Below are 20206 nucleotides of genomic sequence, written 5' to 3'. Positions count from 1 at the left end.
AATCGCCAACGCGCCACTTTCGGTGCGGTTGCGGATTTCAGCCTGCGTCGGCTGTGCGGAGACCCCGTGTCTAGCAATATGAGACCGGGGTCGCAAATCCGCAGCGGGAATTTCAGGGGAGCAAATCCATGACGATCGAGGTCCGTCCTGCGCGTCGCAGCGATGTCGAGGCTTTGCTCGCTATCGAGAATGCCGCCTTTACGGGCGACTGGCTGTCGCGTCGGTCATTCTACACGCTTTCGAGCCGGCGTTCGGCAATCCTTCTCGTCGCGGCGGAAAACGGGCGGATCCTTGCCTATGCGCTCGTGCTCCTGCGTCGGCTGAGCCGCAAGGCGCGGCTTTACTCCATCGCTGTGTCGCCGCAGGCTCTGGGGCGTGGCATCGCAGGCCTTCTTTTAGAGGCTGTAGAGCAGGAGACGATGTTGCGCGGTTGTCAGCTCATGCGCCTTGAGGTGCGGGAAGATAATTCAGGCGCAATTTCGCTCTATGAGAAATCCGGCTATCGCTGCTTCGGGCAGCATGAGAATTACTATCATGACGGCATGCGCGCCCTGCGCTACGAAAAGCGCTTGGGCGGCAAAGAAGAGGAAGAAGGCCCTAAATGACCTGGGTCATCCTGACTGGCAGGAAAGGCGATCTGGACGAGACCGCCACCCCATACAAGATCATCACCAACCGGGATTATCTCACCCATCCGTCGCTTTTTCGCGGGCAGTTGCCGAAGATTATCAATCTTTCGTCGAGCTATGCCTATCAGAGCCGAGGCTATTATGCCTCGCTTCTTGCGAGTTCGCGCGGCCACCGCGTGATCCCTTCGGTCGAGACGATGATCGACCTGTCGGCTCGCAAGCTCTATGAAAATTCCCTGCCGGAGCTGGAACAGGCGTTGAACCGTTGCCGCGCCGAACTGGGGGGCGCCTTTCCATCGAGCGTAGGGGTTTTCTTCGGCATCGGGCCAAGCAAGGCGTGGGAGCGCTTTGCCCGGCTTCTCTTCGATTGGTTCCGTGCACCTGCGCTCGAGGTTTCCATCAAGGATGGCGATTGGGCCACGATCACCCGCATCGGCTTTCGCCCGCTGGCGCGCATGTCGGCTGAAGAGAAGGAGCGCTTTACCGCTTGCCTTGAGACCTACACCAGCCGCCAGTGGCGCGACGGAAAGGCGCGTGCCGCCGCCCGCTACAGTTTTGCGACCCTCATAGATCCGAAGGAAGAGCTGCCGCCCTCAAGCATCGCCTCGCTCAAGCATTGGTCGCGGGTTGCCGCGCGCATGGGCGTCGAGGTGGAGCCGATCACCAGGAAGGATCTGCCGCGGCTCGCCAATTTCGACGCGCTCTTCATCCGCGAAACCACCTCGATCTCGAACCACACCTATCGTTTCGCCCGCCGCGCACAGCAGGAAGGCATGCCCGTCATCGATGATCCCCTGTCGATGATCCGCTGCACCAACAAGGTCTATCTGAACGAATTGATGGCGGCCAACAATGTCCCGGTTCCGCCGACGGTGATGATCGCTGGACCGGGCGATCTAGAAAAAGCCGCCGAGCAACTCGGTTTCCCGCTGGTCCTGAAAATTCCCGACAGTTCGTTTTCGCGCGGTGTCAAAAAGGCGTCGACCCTGGATGAATTGAGGGCGCTGGCCACCAAATGGCTGGAGGATTCCGATCTTCTGATTGCGCAGAAATTCCTGCCGACGGAGTTTGACTGGCGCATTGGCGTTCTGGGTGGCGAACCATTGTTTGCTGTTCATTATCTGATGGCCAAGAAGCATTGGCAGATCGTCAATCACGAGCGCGGCGGCAAGCCGGATGAGGGCGGCTTTCGCTCCTTCACGCTGGCGGAGACACCGAAGGAGGTGATCGATATCGCCGTGCGCGCCGCGCGCTGTATCGGCGACGGGCTTTATGGCGTCGACATTAAGGAAACGCCCGATGGCATCTATGTCATCGAGGTCAACGACAATCCCAATCTCGACCATGGCTGTGAGGATGCGGGCGAGAAGGATACGGTCTGGACCAAGCTTACCCAGTGGTTCATCGACCGACTGGAGCGCTAGGCATTTTGCAGTCAGGTGGAATCACCTAGCGTCTGCATAAATGCGGAAAAACAAAATAGATCGGTTCAAGTGAAACGGTGAACCGATCTAGCGCATGTCTCGCGGAAGCGGGCACCGGCTTTCGGGATAGGGCATGCGCAAGAACGGCGCTCTGGAGCCTCATAAGCGCATCCCGCCCCTCCTTCTCCCCGTTCGCGGGGAGAAAGTGCCGGCAGGCGGATGCGGGTCGGGCCTCAGCGCCTCAATCCTGCGGAGCTCCAGTCAGCCGACCGATCCCCGCCCACGCAACTTCTCGATTTCGGCAAATCGCTTCAGGAAGGCGGCTTGTGCTTTCTTTGCAGGCTGGGGCGTCATGTCGACCGTCTCCGGTGCGATGCCCCTCGGTCGGCCGAAGAAGCGTGCAGCCTCGCTTTCGGCGAAACCGGCAAGCCTCGTTGCTTCATAGAAGGCGGCGATGCGGTCCGCACGCTTGATCGCCTTTTTGAGCGTCACCGTTATATCCGGCGGCAGGGTGAAGCGCAGATGGATGGCACGCTGCAATCGCTTCTCGACAGATTTGTAGTCGTCGCCGAGTGTGGCCTTGAAGGGCGAGATCATGTCGCCGATCACATATTCGGGGGCATCGTGCAGGAGCGCGGCCTGTAACCAGTCAGCGGTGGCGCCTGCGACGATCCTGCCGAAAACATCTTCAACGAGAAGCGAATGCTGGGCAACCGAATAGGCGTTGTCGCCCTCGGTCTGTCCGTTCCACCGGGCAACGCGGGCAAGCCCGTGCGCGATGTCGCCGATCTCGATATCGAGCGGGGAAGGGTCGAGCAGGTCGAGCCTCCGGCCCGAAAGCATGCGTTGCCAGGCGCGGGCGGCCTCCGGTGCCTTGGCCGGGCTCACGCCTCGCCTCCACCGGTCTCGGGAAAGGTGAAACGGGCCCAGGCGGGAATGCTCAGCGTGACGGAAACCTCTCCGGCCAGAATGGGTATCGCCGCATCCATGGCATCTTTCACCCGGTCGATGCGGGCGATGGCAAGTCCCATCGTTCCTGCCACACTGCCAAGTGTGCCCAGCGCACGATCATTGGCCTTGAGCTCGGTGCCTGCCTCCGGCAGGACGGCCTCGGCGCTCGCAATCAGCAGGCGCCGGCGCGCAGTGCCCCGGTGGTGCATGCGCGAAACGACCTCCTGCCCGATATAGCATCCCTTTTTCAGGCCGACGCCGCCATTCTGATCATAGAGCACATCATGCGGAAATGCGTCCCCCAGGGCGAAGTCGCTGCCGCTCTCCGCCACGGCGTTCTCGATGCGCAATCTCGTCCAGCCGGTCTCGTCCGCATTGGCTGGCGGTTGTGTGCCATAATGGCGGATCACCCTGGTCTCGGCCGGAAAGCGCAGGTCGAGCACTGTTTCGTCGCCGGTCTCGTGAGCGGAATCATTTTCCCACGAAACCGCCACAACAGATTGTTCTTCCAGTGCAATATCGAGCTTCGCACGAAGTTTGTAGAGCATCAACCGGCGAGCGAGATCAGCGGCAATGTCTGCACGGCAGTCGAGCCGGAATGCACCCGGTCCGGCGCGTGATACCACGAAGTCGAACATGATCTTGCCCTGCGGGGTCAAAAGCGCGCCGGCCTTTGCCTCGCCGGGTTGCAACGCTCCAAGGTCGGTGGTGATCACATTGTGCAGGAAGTGCTCGGCTTCCGGACCGCTGACACGGACGGTGGCGCGTGGGGCGAGGTGAATGACGGGCATGGCTTATCCGAAAGAACGCGAAGCTGAGGGCGATGCTCTCTAGCTAGGATGCTTTCGCGTGCGCGGCAAGGCACGGCGAGAACCGCTTGTCAGGGCCCGTCAGTCTCCTGCCACGAAAAACGCCCAATGCCCTTCAGGGGTGATGCCCACGCGATAAAACACATAGGCGCCGAAATTCTTCATCTCCTCGTAGTCGCCCGCCGTTACCAGGGTGAAGAGCTCCACTCTTTGGCGCTTGTCGAGGCTGTCGAGCGGCACGGCAAAGAAATAAGGCCAGACATAGAGTTCCGAAGGCGTGCCCACATCGGCGTGGACATAGCCCGCCTGCAGCACTTCCAGTAGGATGGCCATGATTTCCTGTCCCTCGTCGTCGCCCGAAAGCTCCCGCAGGAATTGCAGCGGATCGCCTTCGATCCCGCCGAGAGAAAGCTGTGTGGCGTCTTCGCCCATGCCGATCAGCGGGCGCAGCTGTTCCAGGTCGCCGGTCTTGCAGGCCTCGACGATCAGATCATGCATGCGCCGAACAGGTTCGGGCAGCTTGTCGAGATCATAGAGAACTTCAGGCAGCGGCTTGTCGGGGTCTATGCGAGGGCGAACGACTTCCTCTTCGCTCGCCCCTCCGTCCGGGGCTGCCTCTTCCGCACCCGGTTCATCTCCCGGTTCGGACGGTTCCACTTCGTTCGCGGCCGCAGGCGGTTTGACAGGCGAAGGGAGCGGCACACGCTCGATCGTCTCGGACGGCTCTTCCGCAGGCTCCGGCGCCTCCTGAAGCTGGCTGAGCGCATGGCCGGGCCCTGCCAGAGCAAGAAGCAAAGCGAGCGCGCTCAGACAGGCGCGCGGGGCGGAGGTTCGACTGGTTCTGGAAAAACTGGAGTTCCGCATCGGTTTTCCTTCAGTTCCCGTATCGTTGCGCTATGTCCTTCGACAGGCGCGCGCCTTCTTCCATATAGCCCGAGATGGCGCTGCGCGCCTGTTGCGTACAGCTTTGGTAGGTGCCGGCGAAGGCGCGGTAGCCTTGGTTGAAGCTGGCAACGAGTTTCTCGCGCCGCTCGGGCGAGGGGGCCTCGGTCGTCAGAAGCTCCTGCATCTTGCCTCGCCATGCATCGGAGGTCTCACCGCAAAGATTGCGCAGATAATGGACCGCTCCAAGCACCTCGGCGAGGCGCAGAAGTGGTTTCTCATAGGCGGCCTCGGCAGCGCGCGCGGGCTGTATCGCAAATGCCAGGGCAGCAATAACGAGCATGGTCGCGGATACTCCGGACAGCTTCGCGGTTTCATGGAAACGGCGTTTCGGTCCATTTTCGTATATTTCCACGTTCATGCGGATATCGGATGATTTCGCCTGACCGCAGGATGCTCTGGTGAACAAATTTAGCCTCCGGGCGCGCATTGGCACGCTTTTTCCCATCATAGTCGCATCCGCGTGAAGAAAGTGGCAAGATTGAGAAAGCTGTTAGCCGACCTTTCGGTTTGGCCATGCCGCGCTCAGTTCCTCGACGATTGCAAGTGTGCTCTGGGTGATCGGAAGCTGCCTGATTTCATCGGGCGTGAACCAGGCCGCCTCCGCCGCATCGTCGCCGGCCACCGGTTCGCCTGCAGCGGCCTCGGCGCGATAGACGCTCAGAAGGAAAACCATATCGCGTTCCTCGACCGGCAGGCGGATCTCCCGCAGGAATGCCGCCGAAAGCACGGTCAGCCCTGTTTCCTCCATGATCTCGCGGGCAACGGCTTCCTCATGCGTCTCACCTTCCTCCAGGCGCCCGCCGGGAAATGCATAGAGCCCCTCGGCCGGCGGCCGTCCCCGTCGAACCAGCAGGAAGCGGCCGTTTTGCACGACAGCCGCCGACACCGCGTGGATTTCCTCTGATTTCATGGAATGACACCTTGCATAGCCCGGTTTGATCGCCAACTCTGCCGCAAGCAACCGGAAATGTCACACTCCGAGGGGTTCATCGTGCAAAGAATGTCCCGCATGGCGGGCCGGACCATAACCCAGGGAAACAAGCCATGTGCGGCCGTTTCGCGCTGACTGCGACACCCGATGCGGTGCAGTCCATGCTTGGCGTGATGGAATTGGATCCGTTCCCGCCACGCTACAACATCGCTCCGACGCAGCCCATCCTCATGGCGCTTTCCGGTCCCTCGCGTGCACCCGGCTCGAATCTGCCGTCCCGTTCGGCGCTTCTGGTGCGCTGGGGGCTGATCCCGTCATGGGCGAAAAATCCCGCCGATCTGCCCCTGCTTTTCAATGCGCGCTCTGAAACGGCCGCGCAAAAGGCTTCCTTCAAGACCGCCATGCGGCATCGCCGCGCGCTTGTACCGGCCAGCGGATTCTACGAATGGCGGCGCGTGGGCAATAAACGCGCCGAGCCCTATTGGATCAGGCCACGCCATGGCGGCGTCATCGCCTTTGCCGGTTTGATGGAAAGCTGGTCGGAACCCGGCGGCACGGAGATGGATACCGGCGCGATACTGACCACCGAGGCGAACGCCCGGCTGAAGGGGATTCATCATCGCATGCCGGTGGTGATCGAGCCGCAGGATTTCGAGCGCTGGCTCGATTGTCTCAATCAGGAGCCGCGTCATGTGGCGGACCTGCTGAAGCCCGCCGAACCGGATTTCTTCGAAGCAATTCCCGTGTCCGACAAGGTCAACAAGGTCGCCAATGCCGGCCCGGAGTTGCAGGACCGCGCCGAACGGCCGGCAGATGCCATAACCGCTGAAAAAAAGAGCAGCGATAAAGACGATCAACTGACGCTTTTCTGAGATGCCCCCTGAAGCATCGTATCAGCCGAGCATGCCTGCGAGATGGGCAGCTTCCGAGCCATAGCGGTAAACGCTTTCGTAGATCGGACGGAAAGCCCGGACGCCGGGCTTGGTAACGGGGAGGGGAAGCTCCGCATCCGTACGTGTGCCCGACGCGAGTTCGGCAAGTGTTTTACCAAAAACAGTTCCCGGTCCGATGCCGCGCCCATTATACCCGGAAAATCCGACCACATTTTCCGAAAGCCGGTGAAACCGCGGCAGGTGATCTGCCGTCATGCCGATCTGTCCGTACCAGGCGCTCTCGAAAGCCACGCCTTTCAATTCGGGAAAGAGCCGCGTCATGGCACGTTCAGCCCATTTCCGGTGAACGGTGCGGCCGGTCCCTTTCAGCGCACCGACGCTGCCGAACACGAGCCTTCCTGCCTTGTCCCAGCGATAGGACGTTAGAATCTGCTTTGTGTCCCATGCGCCTTCGAGCCCCGGCAGAATGCGTTCGCGCGCCGATGCAGGCAGCGGTGGTGTTGCGAAGTTGAAATAGGGGAGGTGAACGAGCTCCGTCCGCACTTCAGGCCATGGCGAAGTGGTATAGGCATTGGTGGCAACGATAACCTTGTCCGCTGTCACTGCACCGTCTTTGGTAACGATGCGCCAGCCCGCTCCGTTCCTCTCGGCGCGCTCCACGCGCGAACCCGTGAAAACGCGGGCCCCTGCGCGGACCGCCGCATCGGCAAGGCCCCGTACATAGGCGAGCGGCTGGATCGTGCCGGCGCGCTCATCGAGCAGCGCCCCGGAATAGGCGCCGGTGCCGACACGTCTTGCCGTCTCTCGCGCATCGAGCAGCCGGACGGGCGCACCCCGCGCCGCCCATTGCCGGGCCCGCTCTTCCAGCTGTTTGAGGCCGGATGCACCGACCGCGCAATGCAGTGTCCCTTTGTGAACCGCCTCGCAGTCCATGTCATGGCGCTTTACCAGATCGAAAACGGCTTGGGGCGCATCGCCCAGGAGTTTCAAAAGCCGTTCGCCATAGTCCGTACCGAGGATTGCGGGCAGGTCGTCGGGCATGACCCACATGCCCGCATTGACGAGCCCCACATTGCGGCCCGAGCCGCCGAAACCGATCTCTTCCGCCTCGATCACCACCGCGTCGACGCCGGCTTCCGCGAGATGCAGCGCAGCCGAAAGTCCGGTGAAGCCGCCGCCGACGATTGCCACGGCGGCGCGGAGCTCGCTTGCCAGGGATACGGTTTGTGGGGCAGGGGGGGCGGTCTTTTCCCAAAGGCCGTGGGAAAGCGGATCGTTCTTCATGGCGCGGTGACCTTCTGGACGCCCTTGCGGACGACATGGTGAAAGTACACGCATCTCATGTCCGCCCGCACGCATCCAAGCGAAAAAAATGCATCATCCAATGCCGTTGGCGCATCGAAAATGCCAGCCGCGCCGGAAGGCGTATGCTGGAGCCCGTCGCGCCGCTCTCGCCTGCCGAAATGCAAGCGATGCCGCTACCCGCCGTTTGACCGCGATTTTTCCGGATGGAAGTCACCCGGCGCCCGAAAGGGCGTTCTGCGGTTCAATCGGTCTGGGTGGTATAATGGCTCGGCCGCGGCGTTTCCGCCGGCTTGTCGGCCTTGCACTGTAGGGCGGCGGCAATGGCCGCCGGCCCAACCGCGTGATACTGGCTGAGCAGCTCATGTTCCTTTTGTGGGTTCTGGGCTACTGGCTTGCTTGTTTCGCGGGGCATACTCTCAATCCTTGATACCGCGTTGTCGTCTGTCCGCGCAGGTGGGGATCGAATCCGACAAAATCTTGACGAGGCGCTTCCTGCGGCAAGACACATTGCTAAAATTGCAGCAGCAGCCTTAATATTTCCTTCACAAACGTGGCTTGAAGGCAACGGTTGATTGGCGTTGGAGCCTTTCGGCCGCCTCTCATCCCCAGTCTTTCAGGTGGGCCTTCATCTCCACCTTTTGTCTTGACGGCTTTCGCTGCGGCGGCGATAAGAACGGCCATGAAAACGCTTTGCGCCATCACCGGCATTTGCATTATCGGCTAGCGCCTCACCGCTGGTCCGGACGTTTTCGCCCCTCACACTGAAGAGAAAAACGCCCAGGCCAGACGGCCCTGGTTGCCTGTCGCCGTTTGATGGTTTCCTGTTGCAGGGCGTTTGCGCGGTCGCGGGCATGTGGCCGTGGCGGGTGAAACGGAAATTCGGAGACGGAAGGCGAGCATGACGGATGGTTTCAAGGGCCTCAGGGTCTACAACACGCTGACCCGCGCCAGGGAAGACTTCGTTCCCTTCGATGCCGACAATGTGCGCATGTATGTCTGCGGTCCCACCGTCTATGACTACGCGCATATCGGCAATGCCCGACCTGCCATCGTCTTCGACGTTCTGTTCCGGCTGCTGCGCCATCTTTATGGTGCCGACCACGTGACCTATGTGCGCAACATCACCGACGTGGACGACAAGATCAATGCGCGTGCGCGCCGCGATTATCCCGCTCTGCCACTGAATGAGGCGATCCGCGCCGTGACCGAAAAGACGGCGGATCAGTATCACGCCGATGTCGCCGCGCTCGGCTGCCTCACACCCACGATCGAGCCGCGCGCCACAGAATTCGTTTTGCCACGCACCGATGGACTGACGGATATGGCGAGCTTGATTCAATCTCTTATCGATCGTGGCCATGCCTATGAGGCGAAAGGCGAAATCCTTTTCGACACGGAATCCATGCCCACCTATGGCGGTCTTTCCCGCCGCAAGCTCGAAGACCAGCAGGCTGGCGCCCGCGTGGCCGTCGAGGCGCACAAGAAGAATCCCGCCGATTTCGTGTTGTGGAAGGCTTCTTCGCCCGAAGAGCCGGGCTGGGACGCGCAGTTCACCATCGCCGGCGCTCCCCTTGCAATCCGCGGTCGCCCGGGTTGGCATATCGAGTGCTCGGCCATGTCTGCCGCCTATCTTGGCGAGGTCTTCGACATTCACGGAGGCGGGCTGGACCTGATCTTCCCGCATCACGAGAACGAGATCGCTCAATCCTGCTGCGCCCACGGCACCGACCGCATGGCGCGCTACTGGATGCATAACGGGTTCCTTCAGGTGGAAGGCCGCAAGATGTCGAAATCCGAGGGCAATTTCATCACCATTCATGAATTGCTGGCGACGGAGAAGTTCGGCGGCCGTTCCTGGTCCGGTGAGGTGCTGCGGCTTGCGATGCTGATGACGCATTACCGCGAGCCAATCGATTTTTCCGTGCGCAAGCTGGAGGAGGCCGAAGCCGTTCTCGACGGTTGGTATCGTGCGGTGGGCGATCTGGCCGTGGACGGTGGCGATTGCGCGACCGTGCTTGCTGCGCTGTGCGACGATCTGGGCACCACCGGCGCGATTGCTGTCCTGCACGAGCTGCGGGGCGAGGCGGCAAAGGGCAATGAGGCTGCCCGCGCCGCACTCAAGGCGGGCGCCGGGCTCCTGGGGCTTCTGCCTTCCACTGAAAGCGATTGGTTCGCCGCCAAGGCTTCGGGTGCGGATATCGATACCGGTGCGGTGGACGCACTGGTGGAAGAGCGTTTGCGGCATCTGCGGGAAAAGAATTTCGCCGAAGCCGACCGCCTCCGCGATGAGCTTACGGCACAGAACATTCAGCTGATGGACTACAAGGACCCTGAAACCGGCGACCGCCGGACGCGCTGGGAGGTGAAACGGTGATCGATCATATCGGCATTCGGGTCGCGGATTTCGACCGCGCGAAGGCATTCTATGACAAGGCCATGGCGCCGCTCGGCGCCTCGCTTCTGATGATGGTGCCGGCGGAATTCACCGGCGGCATGAAGGTGGGTGGTTATGGGCGCGACCGGCCGGTCTATTGGCTGAGCGAGGGGAGCGCCGCCGGCGAGCCGAAACATGTGGCGTTCACGGCCGCAACGCGTGCCGAGGTCGATGCCTTTCACAAGGCCGCCCTTGAAGCAGGCGGCAGGGACAATGGTGCTCCCGGCCTCAGGCCGCACTATCATCCAGATTACTACGGCGCCTTCGTGTTCGATCCGGATGGCAACAATATCGAAGCCGTCTGCCACAGGCCCGAATAGGGGGAAGGGGAGTTTCAATGAGCCTCGACAACAAGCCCGTCTATTCCGGCGGATGCCAGTGTGGCGCGGTTCGCTTCCACATCGAAGGTGCGCTTGGCGAGGCCTCGGTCTGCCATTGCCGTATGTGCCAGAAAGCGAGCGGAAACTTCATGCTGCCGCTGGTCTCGGTTCGCGAGGCGCGGCTTTCCTGGGTCCGCAACGAACCGAAGCGCTTCCGGTCATCCAACCACGTGCGGCGCGGCTTCTGCTCCGAATGCGGAACCCCTCTCACCTACGAGGCGCCGGACGGCATGGCGGTCGCCATTGCCGCCTTCGATCACCCCGATGAGATTGCCCCTGCGGTGCAATGGGGGCTTGAGGGTAAATTGCCCTATACCGACACTATATCCCGCCTGCCGGGGCACAGTTCGTTGGACGATCCCCAGGCGGTCGAGTTTTTGCGTTCGCTCGTTTCCTACCAGCATCCCGATCATGACACGGCTGAATGGCCGGTGGAGGAAAACTCATGAACGCGTCGTCTGTTTTCACTGGCGGGTGCCAGTGCGGTGCCGTGCGCTTTCGCGCCACACGGCTTGGCCGTCCATCCATATGTCACTGCCGCATGTGCCAGAAACAGTTTGGAAATTTCTTCGCCGCGCTCGTCACCGCCTATAACGATGATCTCGAGTGGATGCGTGGTGAACCGGCGCGGTTTCGCTCATCGAATGTCGTCGAACGCGGTTTTTGCGCAGCCTGCGGAACGCCGCTCACCTATGAATATGACGGCGGCATCGAGATCGCGATCGGGGCCTTCGACGAGCCGGAGAGGCTCGAACCGCAGGTTCAGGTGCACCACGCGGCGCGTCTCCCATGGATCGAACACCTGTTCGAAAAGCCGGCTCGGGCGCAGGACACGCTGCAGGAAGCAGGCATCGCGGTCGTTTCATACCAGCACCCCGACCACGATACGACCGAATGGCCGCCCAGGGATGACGCTCCAGGAAAGATGTTGAAATGACGCAATTGCGCACGTTTTATCCGGCCATCGAGCCTTTCGAGAGCGGCATGCTCGATGTCGGCGATGGACATCGCATCTACTGGGAACGCGCCGGCACGCGTGGCGCCAAGCCAGCCGTGTTTCTCCACGGCGGGCCCGGCGGCGGTATCTCTCCGGAGCATCGCCGCCTGTTCGACCCCGCCCGCTACGACGTCCTGCTGTTCGATCAGCGTGGCTGCGGCCGCTCGGTTCCGCACGCCGATCTTGAAGCCAACACCACATGGCATCTGGTCGCGGATATCGAGCGGTTGCGCGAGATGGCGGGCGTGGAGAGGTGGCAGGTCTTTGGCGGCTCCTGGGGGTCGACGCTGGCTCTCGCCTATGCGGAGACCCATCCCGAACGGGTCTCCGAACTCATACTGCGCGGGGTCTACACGCTCACCCGTGCCGAACTCGACTGGTATTATCAGTTCGGCGTGTCGCAGATGTTTCCCGACAAATGGGAACGCTTTCTGGCGCCGATCCCTGAGGAGGAGCGCGGGGACCTCATGGCCGCCTATCGCAAGCGCCTGACTTCACCCGACCGGGCGGTGCAGCTGGAGGCGGCAAAGGCCTGGAGCCTGTGGGAAGGCGAGACGATCACGCTTCTGCCGGAACCCGAAACCAGCGACCGCTTCGGTGAGGATGATTTCGCAATCGCCTTCGCCCGCATCGAAAACCACTTCTTCACTCATTCGGGATGGCTGGAAGAGGGGCAGCTTCTGCGCAATGCGGGGCGGCTTGCGGGCATTCCGGGCGTCATCGTGCATGGCCGCTACGATATGCCTTGCCCGCTACATTATGCCTGGCAGCTGCACAAGGCATGGCCTGAGGCGGACTTTCATATCATCGAGGGGGCGGGGCATGCCTTTTCGGAACCGGGCATTCTCGATCGTCTCATTCGCGCCACGGACGGTTTCGCGGACGGGTGAATGGATCCGGCACGGATTATGACGGACACAGCCCGCCCGTCTCGGGGCGGAAAATGACGGCGGAAGACCACAGAAAACCGCCGCGCGGAAAAGGAAATACAATGGCATCCAAGGAACGGATCTATCTCTTCGACACGACATTGCGTGACGGGCAGCAGACGCCGGGCGTCGATTTCTCTGTCGAGGACAAGATTGCGGTCGCGCGCATGCTCGATGCGTTCGGCTTCGATTATGTCGAGGGCGGCTATCCGGGCGCAAATCCCACCGACACCGCATTCTTCGCGCAGAAACGGACGCGGGACGCCGCCTTCGTAGCCTTCGGGATGACCAAGCGCGCCGGTGTTTCAGCCTCCAACGATCCGGGACTGGCGGCACTCATTCGGGCCGAAAGCGATGCCATCTGCTTCGTCGCCAAGAGCTGGGATTATCATGTGCGTGTGGCGCTCGGCTGCACCAATGACGAGAACCTGGAATCGATCCGTGCTTCGGTCGAGGCATCGGTGGCTGCCGGCAAGGAGACGATGGTCGATTGCGAGCATTTCTTCGACGGCTATAAGGCCAATCCGGAATATGCGCTTGCCTGCGCCAGGGCAGCCTATGAAGCCGGAAGCCGCTGGGTGGTTCTGTGCGACACCAATGGCGGCACGCAGCCGCCGGAAATCCGCAGCATCGTCGAAACGGTGATTGCCGCGGGTATTCCGGGCGACCATCTGGGCATCCACGCCCACGATGACACGGGCCAGGCCGTTGCCAATTCGCTTGCAGCGGTCGAGGCCGGCGTCCGTCAGGTGCAGGGAACGATGAACGGCATTGGTGAACGCTGCGGCAATGCCAACCTGATCACGATTCTGCCGACCCTGATGCTCAAGCCCGCCTATGCGGACCGTTTCGTGACCGGCCTTTCTCCCGACAGGCTCGCCGACATCACGCGCCTGTCCCATGCCTTCGACGAGCTTTTGAACCGCGCACCCAATGCGCAGGCGCCTTATGTCGGCGCATCGGCCTTCGCCACCAAGGCTGGCATTCACGCCTCAGCCGTTCTGAAGGAGCCTGAAACCTACGAGCATGTACCGCCCGAAACGGTCGGCAACCGCCGCCGCGTCATGGTGTCGGACCAGGGTGGCAAGTCCAATTTCATCGCTGAATTGAAGCGGCGCGGCATTGCGGTCGACAAGGCCGATCCACGCCTCGACACGCTGATCGCGCTCGTCAAGGAACGCGAGGCGGAAGGCTATGCCTATGAGGGAGCGGATGCGAGTTTCGAACTCCTTGCCCGCCGCACGCTTGGGCATGTGCCGGAGTTCTTCAAGGTGGACGGATTTCGCTGCATGGTCGAGCGCCGCTTCGATGCCAACGGACAACTGAAGTCGGTTTCGGAAGCGGTGGTCCGTGTGACGGTGGACGGCGAGACGCTGATGTCGGTCGCCGAGGGGCATGGCCCGGTCAATGCGCTCGATATCGCGCTGCGCAAGGATCTCGGCAAGTATCAGCGCGAGATCGCCGATCTGGCGCTGGCCGATTACAAGGTGCGTATTCTGAACGGTGGCACGGAGGCGATCACACGCGTTCTGATCGAATCCTTCGATTCCACCGGGGCGCGCTGGTCGACCGTGGGCGTCTCCGACAACATCATCGATGCTTCCTTCCAGGCGCTGATGGATTCGATCGTCTACAAGCTGGTCCGCAACCGCGAGAACCCCGCGCCCAAGCCGGATTGATCATTGGACCAATAATTTGAATTGGATCGCGGGTTGGTTTCCGTGAGACAGTGGATTTCACGAGGGACCGTGCCGAAGAGGGCGGTCCCGTTTCGGTTTGAGGATATCCCATGAGCGATACGGCATCCGCGCCCGCCGCGCAGAACGACGCCCTGCGTGGCTTCCTGTTTGCTCTGTCCTCCTATGTTTTCTGGGGGTTCCTGCCACTTTACATGAAGGCGGTGGTGCATATTCCGGCTTTGGAAATCGTCGCCCATCGCATTGTGTGGTCCGTGCCGGTCGCGGCGGCGGTGCTGTTCATGCTCGGGCGCACCGCCGACATCAAGCGTGCACTGCGCTCCCCGCGCACACTTGCCATGGCCGCACTCACTGCAGCCGTAATCTCCTGCAACTGGGGAACCTATGTCTATGCAATCGCTACCCATCGCACGGTGGAAACCGCGCTGGGCTATTACATCAACCCGCTGGTAAACGTCGCGCTCGGGGCACTCTTCCTTGGAGAGCGTTTGAAGGGCTATCAGTTCGTGGCCGTCGGTCTTGCAACGCTTGCAGTGGTCATCCTCACGGTGAATGCCGGCGGCCTGCCATGGATATCGCTCGTTCTGGCCCTCAGCTTCGCTTCCTATGGGTTCCTGCGAAAGACGCTGCCGATTGGCCCAAGCCAGGGGTTCTTCCTCGAGGTTCTTCTGCTCACTCCGCCGGCGCTTGCCTACATTTTCTGGACCGTGGCCTCTGGCGACAGCCATTTTCTGGCCTCGCAGCCAATGGACATTTTCCTCCTGATGGCGCTCGGACCTGCCACGGCAATCCCGCTCATTCTTTTTGCCTTCGGGGCCAAGCTTTTGCGCTATTCGACCATAGGCATCATGCAGTACACCGCGCCGACCCTGATCTTCCTGATTGCCGTTTTCGTCTTCCGTGAGCCTTTCGACACGGTCAAGGCGTTTGCCTTCGCGCTGATCTGGGTGGCGCTCGCGATCTATAGCGGGCCGTTGCTGAAGGACCTGATCGCGGCAAAAAAATAGCCGCCTCGCGAAGGAGGCGGCAATTCCGGCTCTGCCGATGGACGGGGGTCGCGGCGCGGCGAGGCCGGGGTCAGGACGCAACCGAAATCGATTTGCAGGAACATTTAGCCAGTTATCTGTAACAGCCGAGCGTCATTTGCGTGACATGGCCATGACAGGCTTGTCGAACCACGCACGGCGTCACTGCCGGCAGGGTTTCCGTGAAACGGTAAACCGATCTAAAGCTTGTCCACTTCGACGCGGTCATTCCCGTTTGCCGGGGCTGCATTCCGCGCTGCCGCAAGGATGGCGGGAACGATGTCTTCGGCCTTGTCGACCACCAGCGGCTGAACGCGGCCCGCCGAATGGACGAAAGCTTCCGCCTTCATGTGCTCGATCAGTTTCAGAAGCGGGTTCCAGAACCCGCCGATATTGGCAAACACGATGGGTTTGTCATGACGGGCAAGCTGTGCCCAGGTCATGATCTCGACGATCTCTTCGAGCGTCCCTATTCCACCGGGCAGGGCGACAAAGGCATCGGAGCGCTCGAACATCGCATGTTTGCGCTGGTGCATGTCATCTGTGACGATCAGCTCATCGAGCTGGGTCAGCTCGATCTCCGGCGCCTCCTTGCGGATCAGGAATTTAGGTATGATTCCAGTCACCACGCCGCCGGCTTCCTTCGTTCCGCGCGCCACAGCACCCATGATGCCCTTCGTGCCGGCGCCATAGACGAGGCGCAACTTCGCCTGCGCGAGCGAGCGCCCGAGCATCAGGCCCGACTGGAAATAGCTTTCATCGCGCCCGTTGCTGGAACCGCAATAGACGCAAACCGACTCAATCTTTTTCATTCGGTTATTGCTTCTACTGCCGGGGCTTATGGTCAAGTGGTCAAAGGCTTTTTCTTGTCGCAGCAGTGAAAAAGCGTTACAGCCTGTTATCAAAACGGAGCGCTGAATTCATGGCATTGTCACCTCTCAGCAAGGGGCTTCTGTTCGCGATCGGTGCGGTCGCGGCCGGCGTTGTTTCGGCATATTTCATGGGCGTTTTCGAACCCTATATGAAAGGCCGTTCCGAGACGGTGGCCGTCGCGCCGCAGCCGCAGGCGGAAAATGACAAGGGTGTCGCCGCCGAAAGCGGAGCGCAGCAGAAAACCGGGCGTTTGCCCGAAAATGCTCCCGCCATGCAGGAAGCGCAGCCGCAGGGCCAGGAACCTGCGGTCTCTAATCAAGAAGTGTCTCCCCCTTCCTTCGATCTCGTGCGCGTCGAACCGGATGGCTCGATGGTGGTTGCCGGCCGGGCGTCTGCCAATGCGCGTGTCGAGATACTGCAGGGAACCCGCGTTTTGGGAACGACGACGAGCGGGGCCAATGGCGATTTCGCTGCGGTGCTCGACGAGCCGCTCGCGCCGGGCGATTATCAGATCGTGCTGCGTGCGACGACGCAGGACAATGTCGCGGCCAATTCCATTGAAACCGCTATCGTGACGGTGCCCGACAATGCCGACGGTCAGGTTCTTGCCCTGGTCGACAGGCCCGGCGCCCCAAGCAAGCTGATCACCGTTCCGGAAGCGCAGCCGCAAAACCCATCGGTCGGGCAAGGGCCTCTAAAAGAGGGGCAGGCTGAACAGCCCGCCGGTCAGGCGGCTGCCCCTCAGCAGCCGATGGCGCAGGCCCCGGAGGCTTCCGCGACAGACAAGAACATCGCTGATACCCGGCAGGATGCTCCTGCCGACGGGCAGGCCGCGATTGCACAAGCCCAGCCGATCCCGGCGCCGGCAACCCAGCCTCAGACCGCTGCCCAGCCTTCAAAAGAAGAAGTGCAACCGCATATCGAGGCGGTGGAGATCGACGGTCGCCAGATTTTCGTTGCGGGCACGGCCAAGCCCGATACGCGTATTCGCGTCTATGCCAATGAAATCCTTCTGGGCGAGACGGAGACCCCGTCCAGCGGGCGTTTCCTGATCGAGGCGGTGCGCGATCTTCCCGCTGGCGATTATATCGTGCGCGCGGATATGCTGTCTGCCGATGGCCGTACGGTCATTGCGCGTGCGGCGGTTCCCTTTACCCGTGCCGAGGGTGAACAGGTGGCAGCTGTCGCACAGCCTCAGCAGCCTGCCGGGGAAAGGTTTGCAGCCGGTAATGGCGAGACCGCGGCCCCTGCTGTCGCAGAAGGTGGCGCTGCTTCGTCCGATGGAACCACGACCGCGCCGAAGCTCGAACCTGTAGATGGTTCCGTGATCATCCGGCGTGGAGACACGCTGTGGCAGATCTCGCGTCGCGTTTATGGACGCGGTGTCCGCTTCTCCACGATCTATCTGGCAAATCAGGATCAGATATCGGACCCCAACCGCATCTGGCCGGGGCAGGTTTTCGCCATTCCCGAAAAGACGCAGGAAGGCGAGGCAGCGGACATGAAGGGCCTGGAAGAAGTCGAGACGCCGAACCGCTGAAGATCAGGTCACGACAGGCGAGCCGCTGCCCTTTCTTGAAACCTCGCCGGTCGATCAGGCCCGCTTGGAGCCTGTCCCTGTCCTGACCCGTATTGGGTAAAACATTGCCTCGTACCCTTGATGCGTGGAATATTTCATCGTATATCGCCGATTAACGATGAAAAGGAATTCTCCGATGCGTCAGGATGTGAAGCCGGAATTCTGCTGTGCACACAAGCCTATGGCGCTTGGTCTGGCGGCATTGTCCCATCCGGCGCGTATTGAGATTTTACGGCATGTGTCCGGGCTTCACGCCTCATGCTGCAAGGATGTGGTTGGCCATCTGCGGCTGGCGCAATCGACGGTCTCGCAGCATTTGAAGGTGCTGGTGGAGGCCGGCCTTCTGCGCATGCGACCCGAGGGACAGAGTTCGCGTTACGAGGTGGATACCGAGGCCTTGGGAAGTCTGGCCAGCGAGTTGGCCGAGCTCGCGAGCGCCTGCTCGAACGCGCAGAACATGAAATCCTTACACTCGAACGACGGCAAGCGGGGGCCGGCACTGAATGACTGAAAAGACCGTGTCGGCAGAAGGCTCGACCCTCCAGACGCTGCGCAATCTCTGGCCCTATATGTGGCCGACGGGCAGGGCCGATTTGAAGCGCCGCGTTCTCATTGCGACGGTCTTCCTCGTGGTCGCCAAGCTTGTGCTTGTGCTTGTGCCTTACTTTTTCAAATGGGCAACGAACGCATTGTCAGGCGAGGGCGCACCGCCGTCCTTCCTCCCCGCGATCCTTGCCGGGCCCATCATGCTGGTGGTCGCCTACAATCTGGTGCGTGTCATACAGGTTGGCTTCAACCAGTTGCGCGATGCGCTCTTTGCCCGCGTCGGGCAGCATGCCGTTCGTCAGCTTGCCTATCGCACCTTCGTTCACATGCACGATCTTTCCCTGCGCTTCCATCTGGAGCGGCGCACGGGCGGCCTTTCGCGCATCATCGAGCGCGGCACGAAGGGCATAGACACCATCGTCCGCTTCACGATTTTGAACTCCTTGCCGACATTGCTCGAGTTCGCGCTTGCCGCCGGTATCTTCGCCTTCGCCTATGGATGGATTTATGTTGCCATCGTCGCGGTGACGGTGTGGCTCTATATCTGGTTCACGATCAAGGCGAGCGACTGGCGCATCGGCATCCGCCGCGAGATGAACGATTCCGATACCGACGCGAACACCAAGGCCATCGATTCGCTCCTGAATTTCGAGACGGTGAAATACTTCAACAATGAAGACATGGAGGCGCGCCGCTTCGACAAGTCGATGGCGCGCTATGAGGATGCGGCAACCCGCACCTGGACCTCGCTCGGATGGTTGAATTTCGGCCAGGGCGTTATTCTTGGCCTGGGCATGACGGCGGCCATGGGGCTTTCCGCCTGGGAAGTCATGCAAGGCACGCAGACCGTCGGCGATTTCGTCTTCATCAACGCCATGCTGATGCAACTTTCCATCCCGCTCAACTTCATCGGCTTCGTTTACCGCGAAATCCGTCAGGGTCTCACGGACATCGAGCAGATGTTCGATCTGCTCGATGTGCCTGCTGAGGTGAACGACAGGCCCGATGCCAGGCCGCTTGCGATTGAAAAGGGCACGGTCCGCTTCGAGAACGTTCGTTTTTCGTATGATCCGGAGCGCCCCATACTCAAGGGCATAAATTTTGAGATACCCGCGGGTCGCACGGTTGCTGTGGTCGGGCCTTCAGGGGCTGGCAAGTCGACCATTTCGCGGCTCCTGTTCCGCTTCTATGACGTGCAGGATGGTACGATCACCATCGACGGGCAGGATGTGCGTGACGTCACACAGAAGAGCCTGCGCTCGGCTATCGGCATGGTCCCGCAGGATACGGTGCTCTTCAACGACACCATTGCCTACAATATTCGCTATGGCCGTCCGGACGCGACCGAAGAAGAGGTGCGCCATGCTGCCGATCTGGCGCAGATCGGCGCCTTCATCGAGAGCCTGCCGGATGGTTATCGCACCATGGTGGGCGAACGCGGCCTGAAACTGTCCGGCGGCGAGAAGCAGCGCGTGGCCATCGCCCGCACGATCCTCAAGGCTCCGCCCATCCTGTTGCTCGACGAGGCAACGTCTGCTCTCGACACCCATACCGAGCGCGAAATTCAGACCGCGCTCGACACGGTAAGCCGGGGCCGCACGACCCTGGTCATCGCCCATCGCCTGTCCACGGTGATTGGTGCCGATGAGATCATCGTCCTGAAGGGGGGCGAGATCGCAGAGCGGGGCCGGCATGCGGAGCTTCTCTCCGCAGGCGGCCTCTACGCGGAAATGTGGGACCGTCAGCGCGAAGCAACGGAAGCCGAAGAGCGCCTGCGCAAGGCGCGCGAGACGGACGAACTCGGCGTGGTCGTTCGTGGTGAACCCGCCTATTAGAGCAGCCTGCCACGGGCCGAAAGC

21 protein-coding genes are annotated in these 20206 nt (G+C 61.3%); 13 read left to right on the top strand and 8 right to left on the bottom strand.

Going from position 1 to position 20206, the window contains the following annotated elements; all coding sequences use genetic code 11:
- The first annotated feature begins 128 nt into the window (after positions 1–128).
- Both NA8A_RS09835 and NA8A_RS09830 read left to right on the top strand, forming a co-directional pair.
- Positions 129–605, top strand: coding sequence for a GNAT family N-acetyltransferase (locus NA8A_RS09835; protein ID WP_009450291.1), 477 nt, complete (start codon positions 129–131; stop codon positions 603–605).
- Positions 602–2053, top strand: a complete 1452-nt coding sequence (locus tag NA8A_RS09830; RefSeq protein ID WP_009450290.1) for a RimK family alpha-L-glutamate ligase — start codon at positions 602–604, stop codon at positions 2051–2053. Before NA8A_RS09835 ends, NA8A_RS09830 begins: the two co-directional genes overlap by 4 nt.
- 261 nt (positions 2054–2314) lie before the next feature.
- On the opposite strand, the gene NA8A_RS09825 is transcribed toward NA8A_RS09830, so the two are convergent.
- From NA8A_RS09825 to NA8A_RS09805, 5 genes are all read right to left on the bottom strand, one after another.
- Positions 2315–2941 carry a YfbR-like 5'-deoxynucleotidase gene (locus tag NA8A_RS09825; RefSeq protein WP_009450289.1) on the bottom strand — a complete coding sequence of 209 codons (627 nt, stop codon included), beginning with the start codon at positions 2939–2941 and terminating at the stop codon, positions 2315–2317.
- Positions 2938–3795 (bottom strand): CAF17-like 4Fe-4S cluster assembly/insertion protein YgfZ, encoded by an 858-nt coding sequence (ygfZ, locus tag NA8A_RS09820; RefSeq protein WP_009450288.1) that lies wholly within the window; start codon positions 3793–3795, stop codon positions 2938–2940. Before ygfZ ends, NA8A_RS09825 begins: the two co-directional genes overlap by 4 nt.
- Before the next feature lie 99 nt (positions 3796–3894).
- A complete protein-coding gene (locus NA8A_RS09815) occupies positions 3895–4677 on the bottom strand; it encodes a 6-phosphofructokinase (protein WP_009450287.1) in 783 nt (260 codons plus the stop codon).
- A 10-nt stretch (positions 4678–4687) separates the two neighbouring features.
- Positions 4688–5038 carry a TIGR02301 family protein gene (locus NA8A_RS09810; RefSeq protein WP_040672307.1) on the bottom strand — a complete coding sequence of 117 codons (351 nt, stop codon included), beginning with the start codon at positions 5036–5038 and terminating at the stop codon, positions 4688–4690.
- Between the two features lie 210 nt (positions 5039–5248).
- Entirely contained in the window at positions 5249–5668 is a 420-nt protein-coding gene (locus tag NA8A_RS09805; protein ID WP_040672212.1) for an NUDIX hydrolase, read from the bottom strand.
- Positions 5669–5802: 134 nt separating this feature from the next.
- Between NA8A_RS09805 and NA8A_RS09800 the strand changes: the two genes are divergently transcribed.
- Positions 5803–6561, top strand: a complete 759-nt coding sequence (locus NA8A_RS09800) for an SOS response-associated peptidase (protein WP_009450284.1) — start codon at positions 5803–5805, stop codon at positions 6559–6561.
- A gap of 21 nt (positions 6562–6582) precedes the next feature.
- Here the strand turns inward: NA8A_RS09800 and NA8A_RS09795 are convergent, their stop codons facing one another.
- Positions 6583–7866: an NAD(P)/FAD-dependent oxidoreductase gene (locus NA8A_RS09795; RefSeq protein WP_009450283.1), complete on the bottom strand. Its 1284-nt coding sequence runs from the start codon at positions 7864–7866 to the stop codon at positions 6583–6585.
- 262 nt (positions 7867–8128) lie between these two features.
- Positions 8129–8299: a transcriptional regulator gene (locus NA8A_RS25370; protein ID WP_157174139.1), complete on the bottom strand. Its 171-nt coding sequence runs from the start codon at positions 8297–8299 to the stop codon at positions 8129–8131.
- 486 nt (positions 8300–8785) lie between these two features.
- Here NA8A_RS25370 and cysS point away from each other — a divergent pair, with 486 nt between their 5' ends.
- The 7 genes from cysS to rarD all read left to right on the top strand — a co-directional run bounded on the left by cysS (position 8786) and on the right by rarD (position 15331).
- On the top strand, positions 8786–10261 hold the full coding sequence (gene cysS / locus NA8A_RS09780; protein ID WP_009450280.1) for a cysteine--tRNA ligase: 1476 nt from the start codon (positions 8786–8788) through the stop codon (positions 10259–10261).
- Positions 10258–10641, top strand: a complete 384-nt coding sequence (locus NA8A_RS09775; RefSeq protein ID WP_009450279.1) for a VOC family protein — start codon at positions 10258–10260, stop codon at positions 10639–10641. Before cysS ends, NA8A_RS09775 begins: the two co-directional genes overlap by 4 nt.
- 17 nt (positions 10642–10658) lie before the next feature.
- Positions 10659–11150, top strand: a complete 492-nt coding sequence (locus NA8A_RS09770) for a GFA family protein (protein WP_009450278.1) — start codon at positions 10659–10661, stop codon at positions 11148–11150.
- Positions 11147–11638 carry a GFA family protein gene (locus tag NA8A_RS09765; protein ID WP_040672209.1) on the top strand — a complete coding sequence of 164 codons (492 nt, stop codon included), beginning with the start codon at positions 11147–11149 and terminating at the stop codon, positions 11636–11638. Before NA8A_RS09770 ends, NA8A_RS09765 begins: the two co-directional genes overlap by 4 nt.
- The gene (pip, locus tag NA8A_RS09760; RefSeq protein ID WP_009450276.1) at positions 11635–12588 is read left to right on the top strand and encodes a prolyl aminopeptidase; all 954 of its coding nucleotides are present in this window, start codon (positions 11635–11637) and stop codon (positions 12586–12588) included. The genes NA8A_RS09765 and pip overlap by 4 nt, the downstream gene beginning before the upstream one ends.
- Before the next feature lie 101 nt (positions 12589–12689).
- Positions 12690–14306 (top strand): citramalate synthase, encoded by a 1617-nt coding sequence (cimA, locus tag NA8A_RS09755; RefSeq protein WP_009450275.1) that lies wholly within the window; start codon positions 12690–12692, stop codon positions 14304–14306.
- Positions 14307–14416: 110 nt separating this feature from the next.
- On the top strand, positions 14417–15331 hold the full coding sequence (gene rarD / locus NA8A_RS09750; protein WP_009450274.1) for an EamA family transporter RarD: 915 nt from the start codon (positions 14417–14419) through the stop codon (positions 15329–15331).
- A gap of 218 nt (positions 15332–15549) precedes the next feature.
- Here the strand turns inward: rarD and NA8A_RS09745 are convergent, their stop codons facing one another.
- Positions 15550–16161, bottom strand: a complete 612-nt coding sequence (locus NA8A_RS09745; RefSeq protein ID WP_009450273.1) for an LOG family protein — start codon at positions 16159–16161, stop codon at positions 15550–15552.
- 110 nt (positions 16162–16271) lie between these two features.
- Here NA8A_RS09745 and NA8A_RS09740 point away from each other — a divergent pair, with 110 nt between their 5' ends.
- From NA8A_RS09740 to NA8A_RS09730, 3 genes are all read left to right on the top strand, one after another.
- Positions 16272–17762, top strand: a complete 1491-nt coding sequence (locus tag NA8A_RS09740) for a LysM peptidoglycan-binding domain-containing protein (protein WP_009450272.1) — start codon at positions 16272–16274, stop codon at positions 17760–17762.
- A gap of 175 nt (positions 17763–17937) precedes the next feature.
- The gene (locus NA8A_RS09735) at positions 17938–18312 is read left to right on the top strand and encodes an ArsR/SmtB family transcription factor (RefSeq protein ID WP_009450271.1); all 375 of its coding nucleotides are present in this window, start codon (positions 17938–17940) and stop codon (positions 18310–18312) included.
- Complete coding sequence (locus NA8A_RS09730) at positions 18305–20182, top strand: ABCB family ABC transporter ATP-binding protein/permease (protein WP_009450270.1); 1878 nt, start codon at positions 18305–18307, stop codon at positions 20180–20182. The genes NA8A_RS09735 and NA8A_RS09730 overlap by 8 nt, the downstream gene beginning before the upstream one ends.
- The last annotated feature ends 24 nt before the right edge of the window (positions 20183–20206 follow it).

Source organism: Nitratireductor indicus C115 (assembly GCF_000300515.1).
Classification (GTDB): domain Bacteria; phylum Pseudomonadota; class Alphaproteobacteria; order Rhizobiales; family Rhizobiaceae; genus Nitratireductor; species Nitratireductor indicus.
The sequence above is the reverse complement of the archived record's forward strand: the minus strand, read 5'-3'. Positions and strand labels throughout refer to the sequence as shown.

What these genes read in the sequence shown, in the direction of transcription:
- NA8A_RS09835 (WP_009450291.1), top strand. Translation starts at nt 129, where the DNA reads ATGACGATCGAGGTCCGTCCTGCGCGTCGCAGCGATGTCGAGGCTTTG.
- NA8A_RS09795 (WP_009450283.1), bottom strand. Translation starts at nt 7,866, where the DNA reads ATGAAGAACGATCCGCTTTCCCACGGCCTTTGGGAAAAGACCGCCCCC.
- NA8A_RS09810 (WP_040672307.1), bottom strand. Translation starts at nt 5,038, where the DNA reads ATGCTCGTTATTGCTGCCCTGGCATTTGCGATACAGCCCGCGCGCGCT.
- NA8A_RS09800 (WP_009450284.1), top strand. Translation starts at nt 5,803, where the DNA reads ATGTGCGGCCGTTTCGCGCTGACTGCGACACCCGATGCGGTGCAGTCC.
- NA8A_RS09745 (WP_009450273.1), bottom strand. Translation starts at nt 16,161, where the DNA reads ATGAAAAAGATTGAGTCGGTTTGCGTCTATTGCGGTTCCAGCAACGGG.
- pip (WP_009450276.1), top strand. Translation starts at nt 11,635, where the DNA reads ATGACGCAATTGCGCACGTTTTATCCGGCCATCGAGCCTTTCGAGAGC.
- NA8A_RS09770 (WP_009450278.1), top strand. Translation starts at nt 10,659, where the DNA reads ATGAGCCTCGACAACAAGCCCGTCTATTCCGGCGGATGCCAGTGTGGC.
- NA8A_RS09735 (WP_009450271.1), top strand. Translation starts at nt 17,938, where the DNA reads ATGCGTCAGGATGTGAAGCCGGAATTCTGCTGTGCACACAAGCCTATG.
- NA8A_RS25370 (WP_157174139.1), bottom strand. Translation starts at nt 8,299, where the DNA reads ATGCCCCGCGAAACAAGCAAGCCAGTAGCCCAGAACCCACAAAAGGAA.
- NA8A_RS09815 (WP_009450287.1), bottom strand. Translation starts at nt 4,677, where the DNA reads ATGCGGAACTCCAGTTTTTCCAGAACCAGTCGAACCTCCGCCCCGCGC.
- cysS (WP_009450280.1), top strand. Translation starts at nt 8,786, where the DNA reads ATGACGGATGGTTTCAAGGGCCTCAGGGTCTACAACACGCTGACCCGC.
- rarD (WP_009450274.1), top strand. Translation starts at nt 14,417, where the DNA reads ATGAGCGATACGGCATCCGCGCCCGCCGCGCAGAACGACGCCCTGCGT.
- NA8A_RS09765 (WP_040672209.1), top strand. Translation starts at nt 11,147, where the DNA reads ATGAACGCGTCGTCTGTTTTCACTGGCGGGTGCCAGTGCGGTGCCGTG.
- NA8A_RS09830 (WP_009450290.1), top strand. Translation starts at nt 602, where the DNA reads ATGACCTGGGTCATCCTGACTGGCAGGAAAGGCGATCTGGACGAGACC.
- ygfZ (WP_009450288.1), bottom strand. Translation starts at nt 3,795, where the DNA reads ATGCCCGTCATTCACCTCGCCCCACGCGCCACCGTCCGTGTCAGCGGT.
- NA8A_RS09805 (WP_040672212.1), bottom strand. Translation starts at nt 5,668, where the DNA reads ATGAAATCAGAGGAAATCCACGCGGTGTCGGCGGCTGTCGTGCAAAAC.
- NA8A_RS09740 (WP_009450272.1), top strand. Translation starts at nt 16,272, where the DNA reads ATGGCATTGTCACCTCTCAGCAAGGGGCTTCTGTTCGCGATCGGTGCG.
- NA8A_RS09730 (WP_009450270.1), top strand. Translation starts at nt 18,305, where the DNA reads ATGACTGAAAAGACCGTGTCGGCAGAAGGCTCGACCCTCCAGACGCTG.
- cimA (WP_009450275.1), top strand. Translation starts at nt 12,690, where the DNA reads ATGGCATCCAAGGAACGGATCTATCTCTTCGACACGACATTGCGTGAC.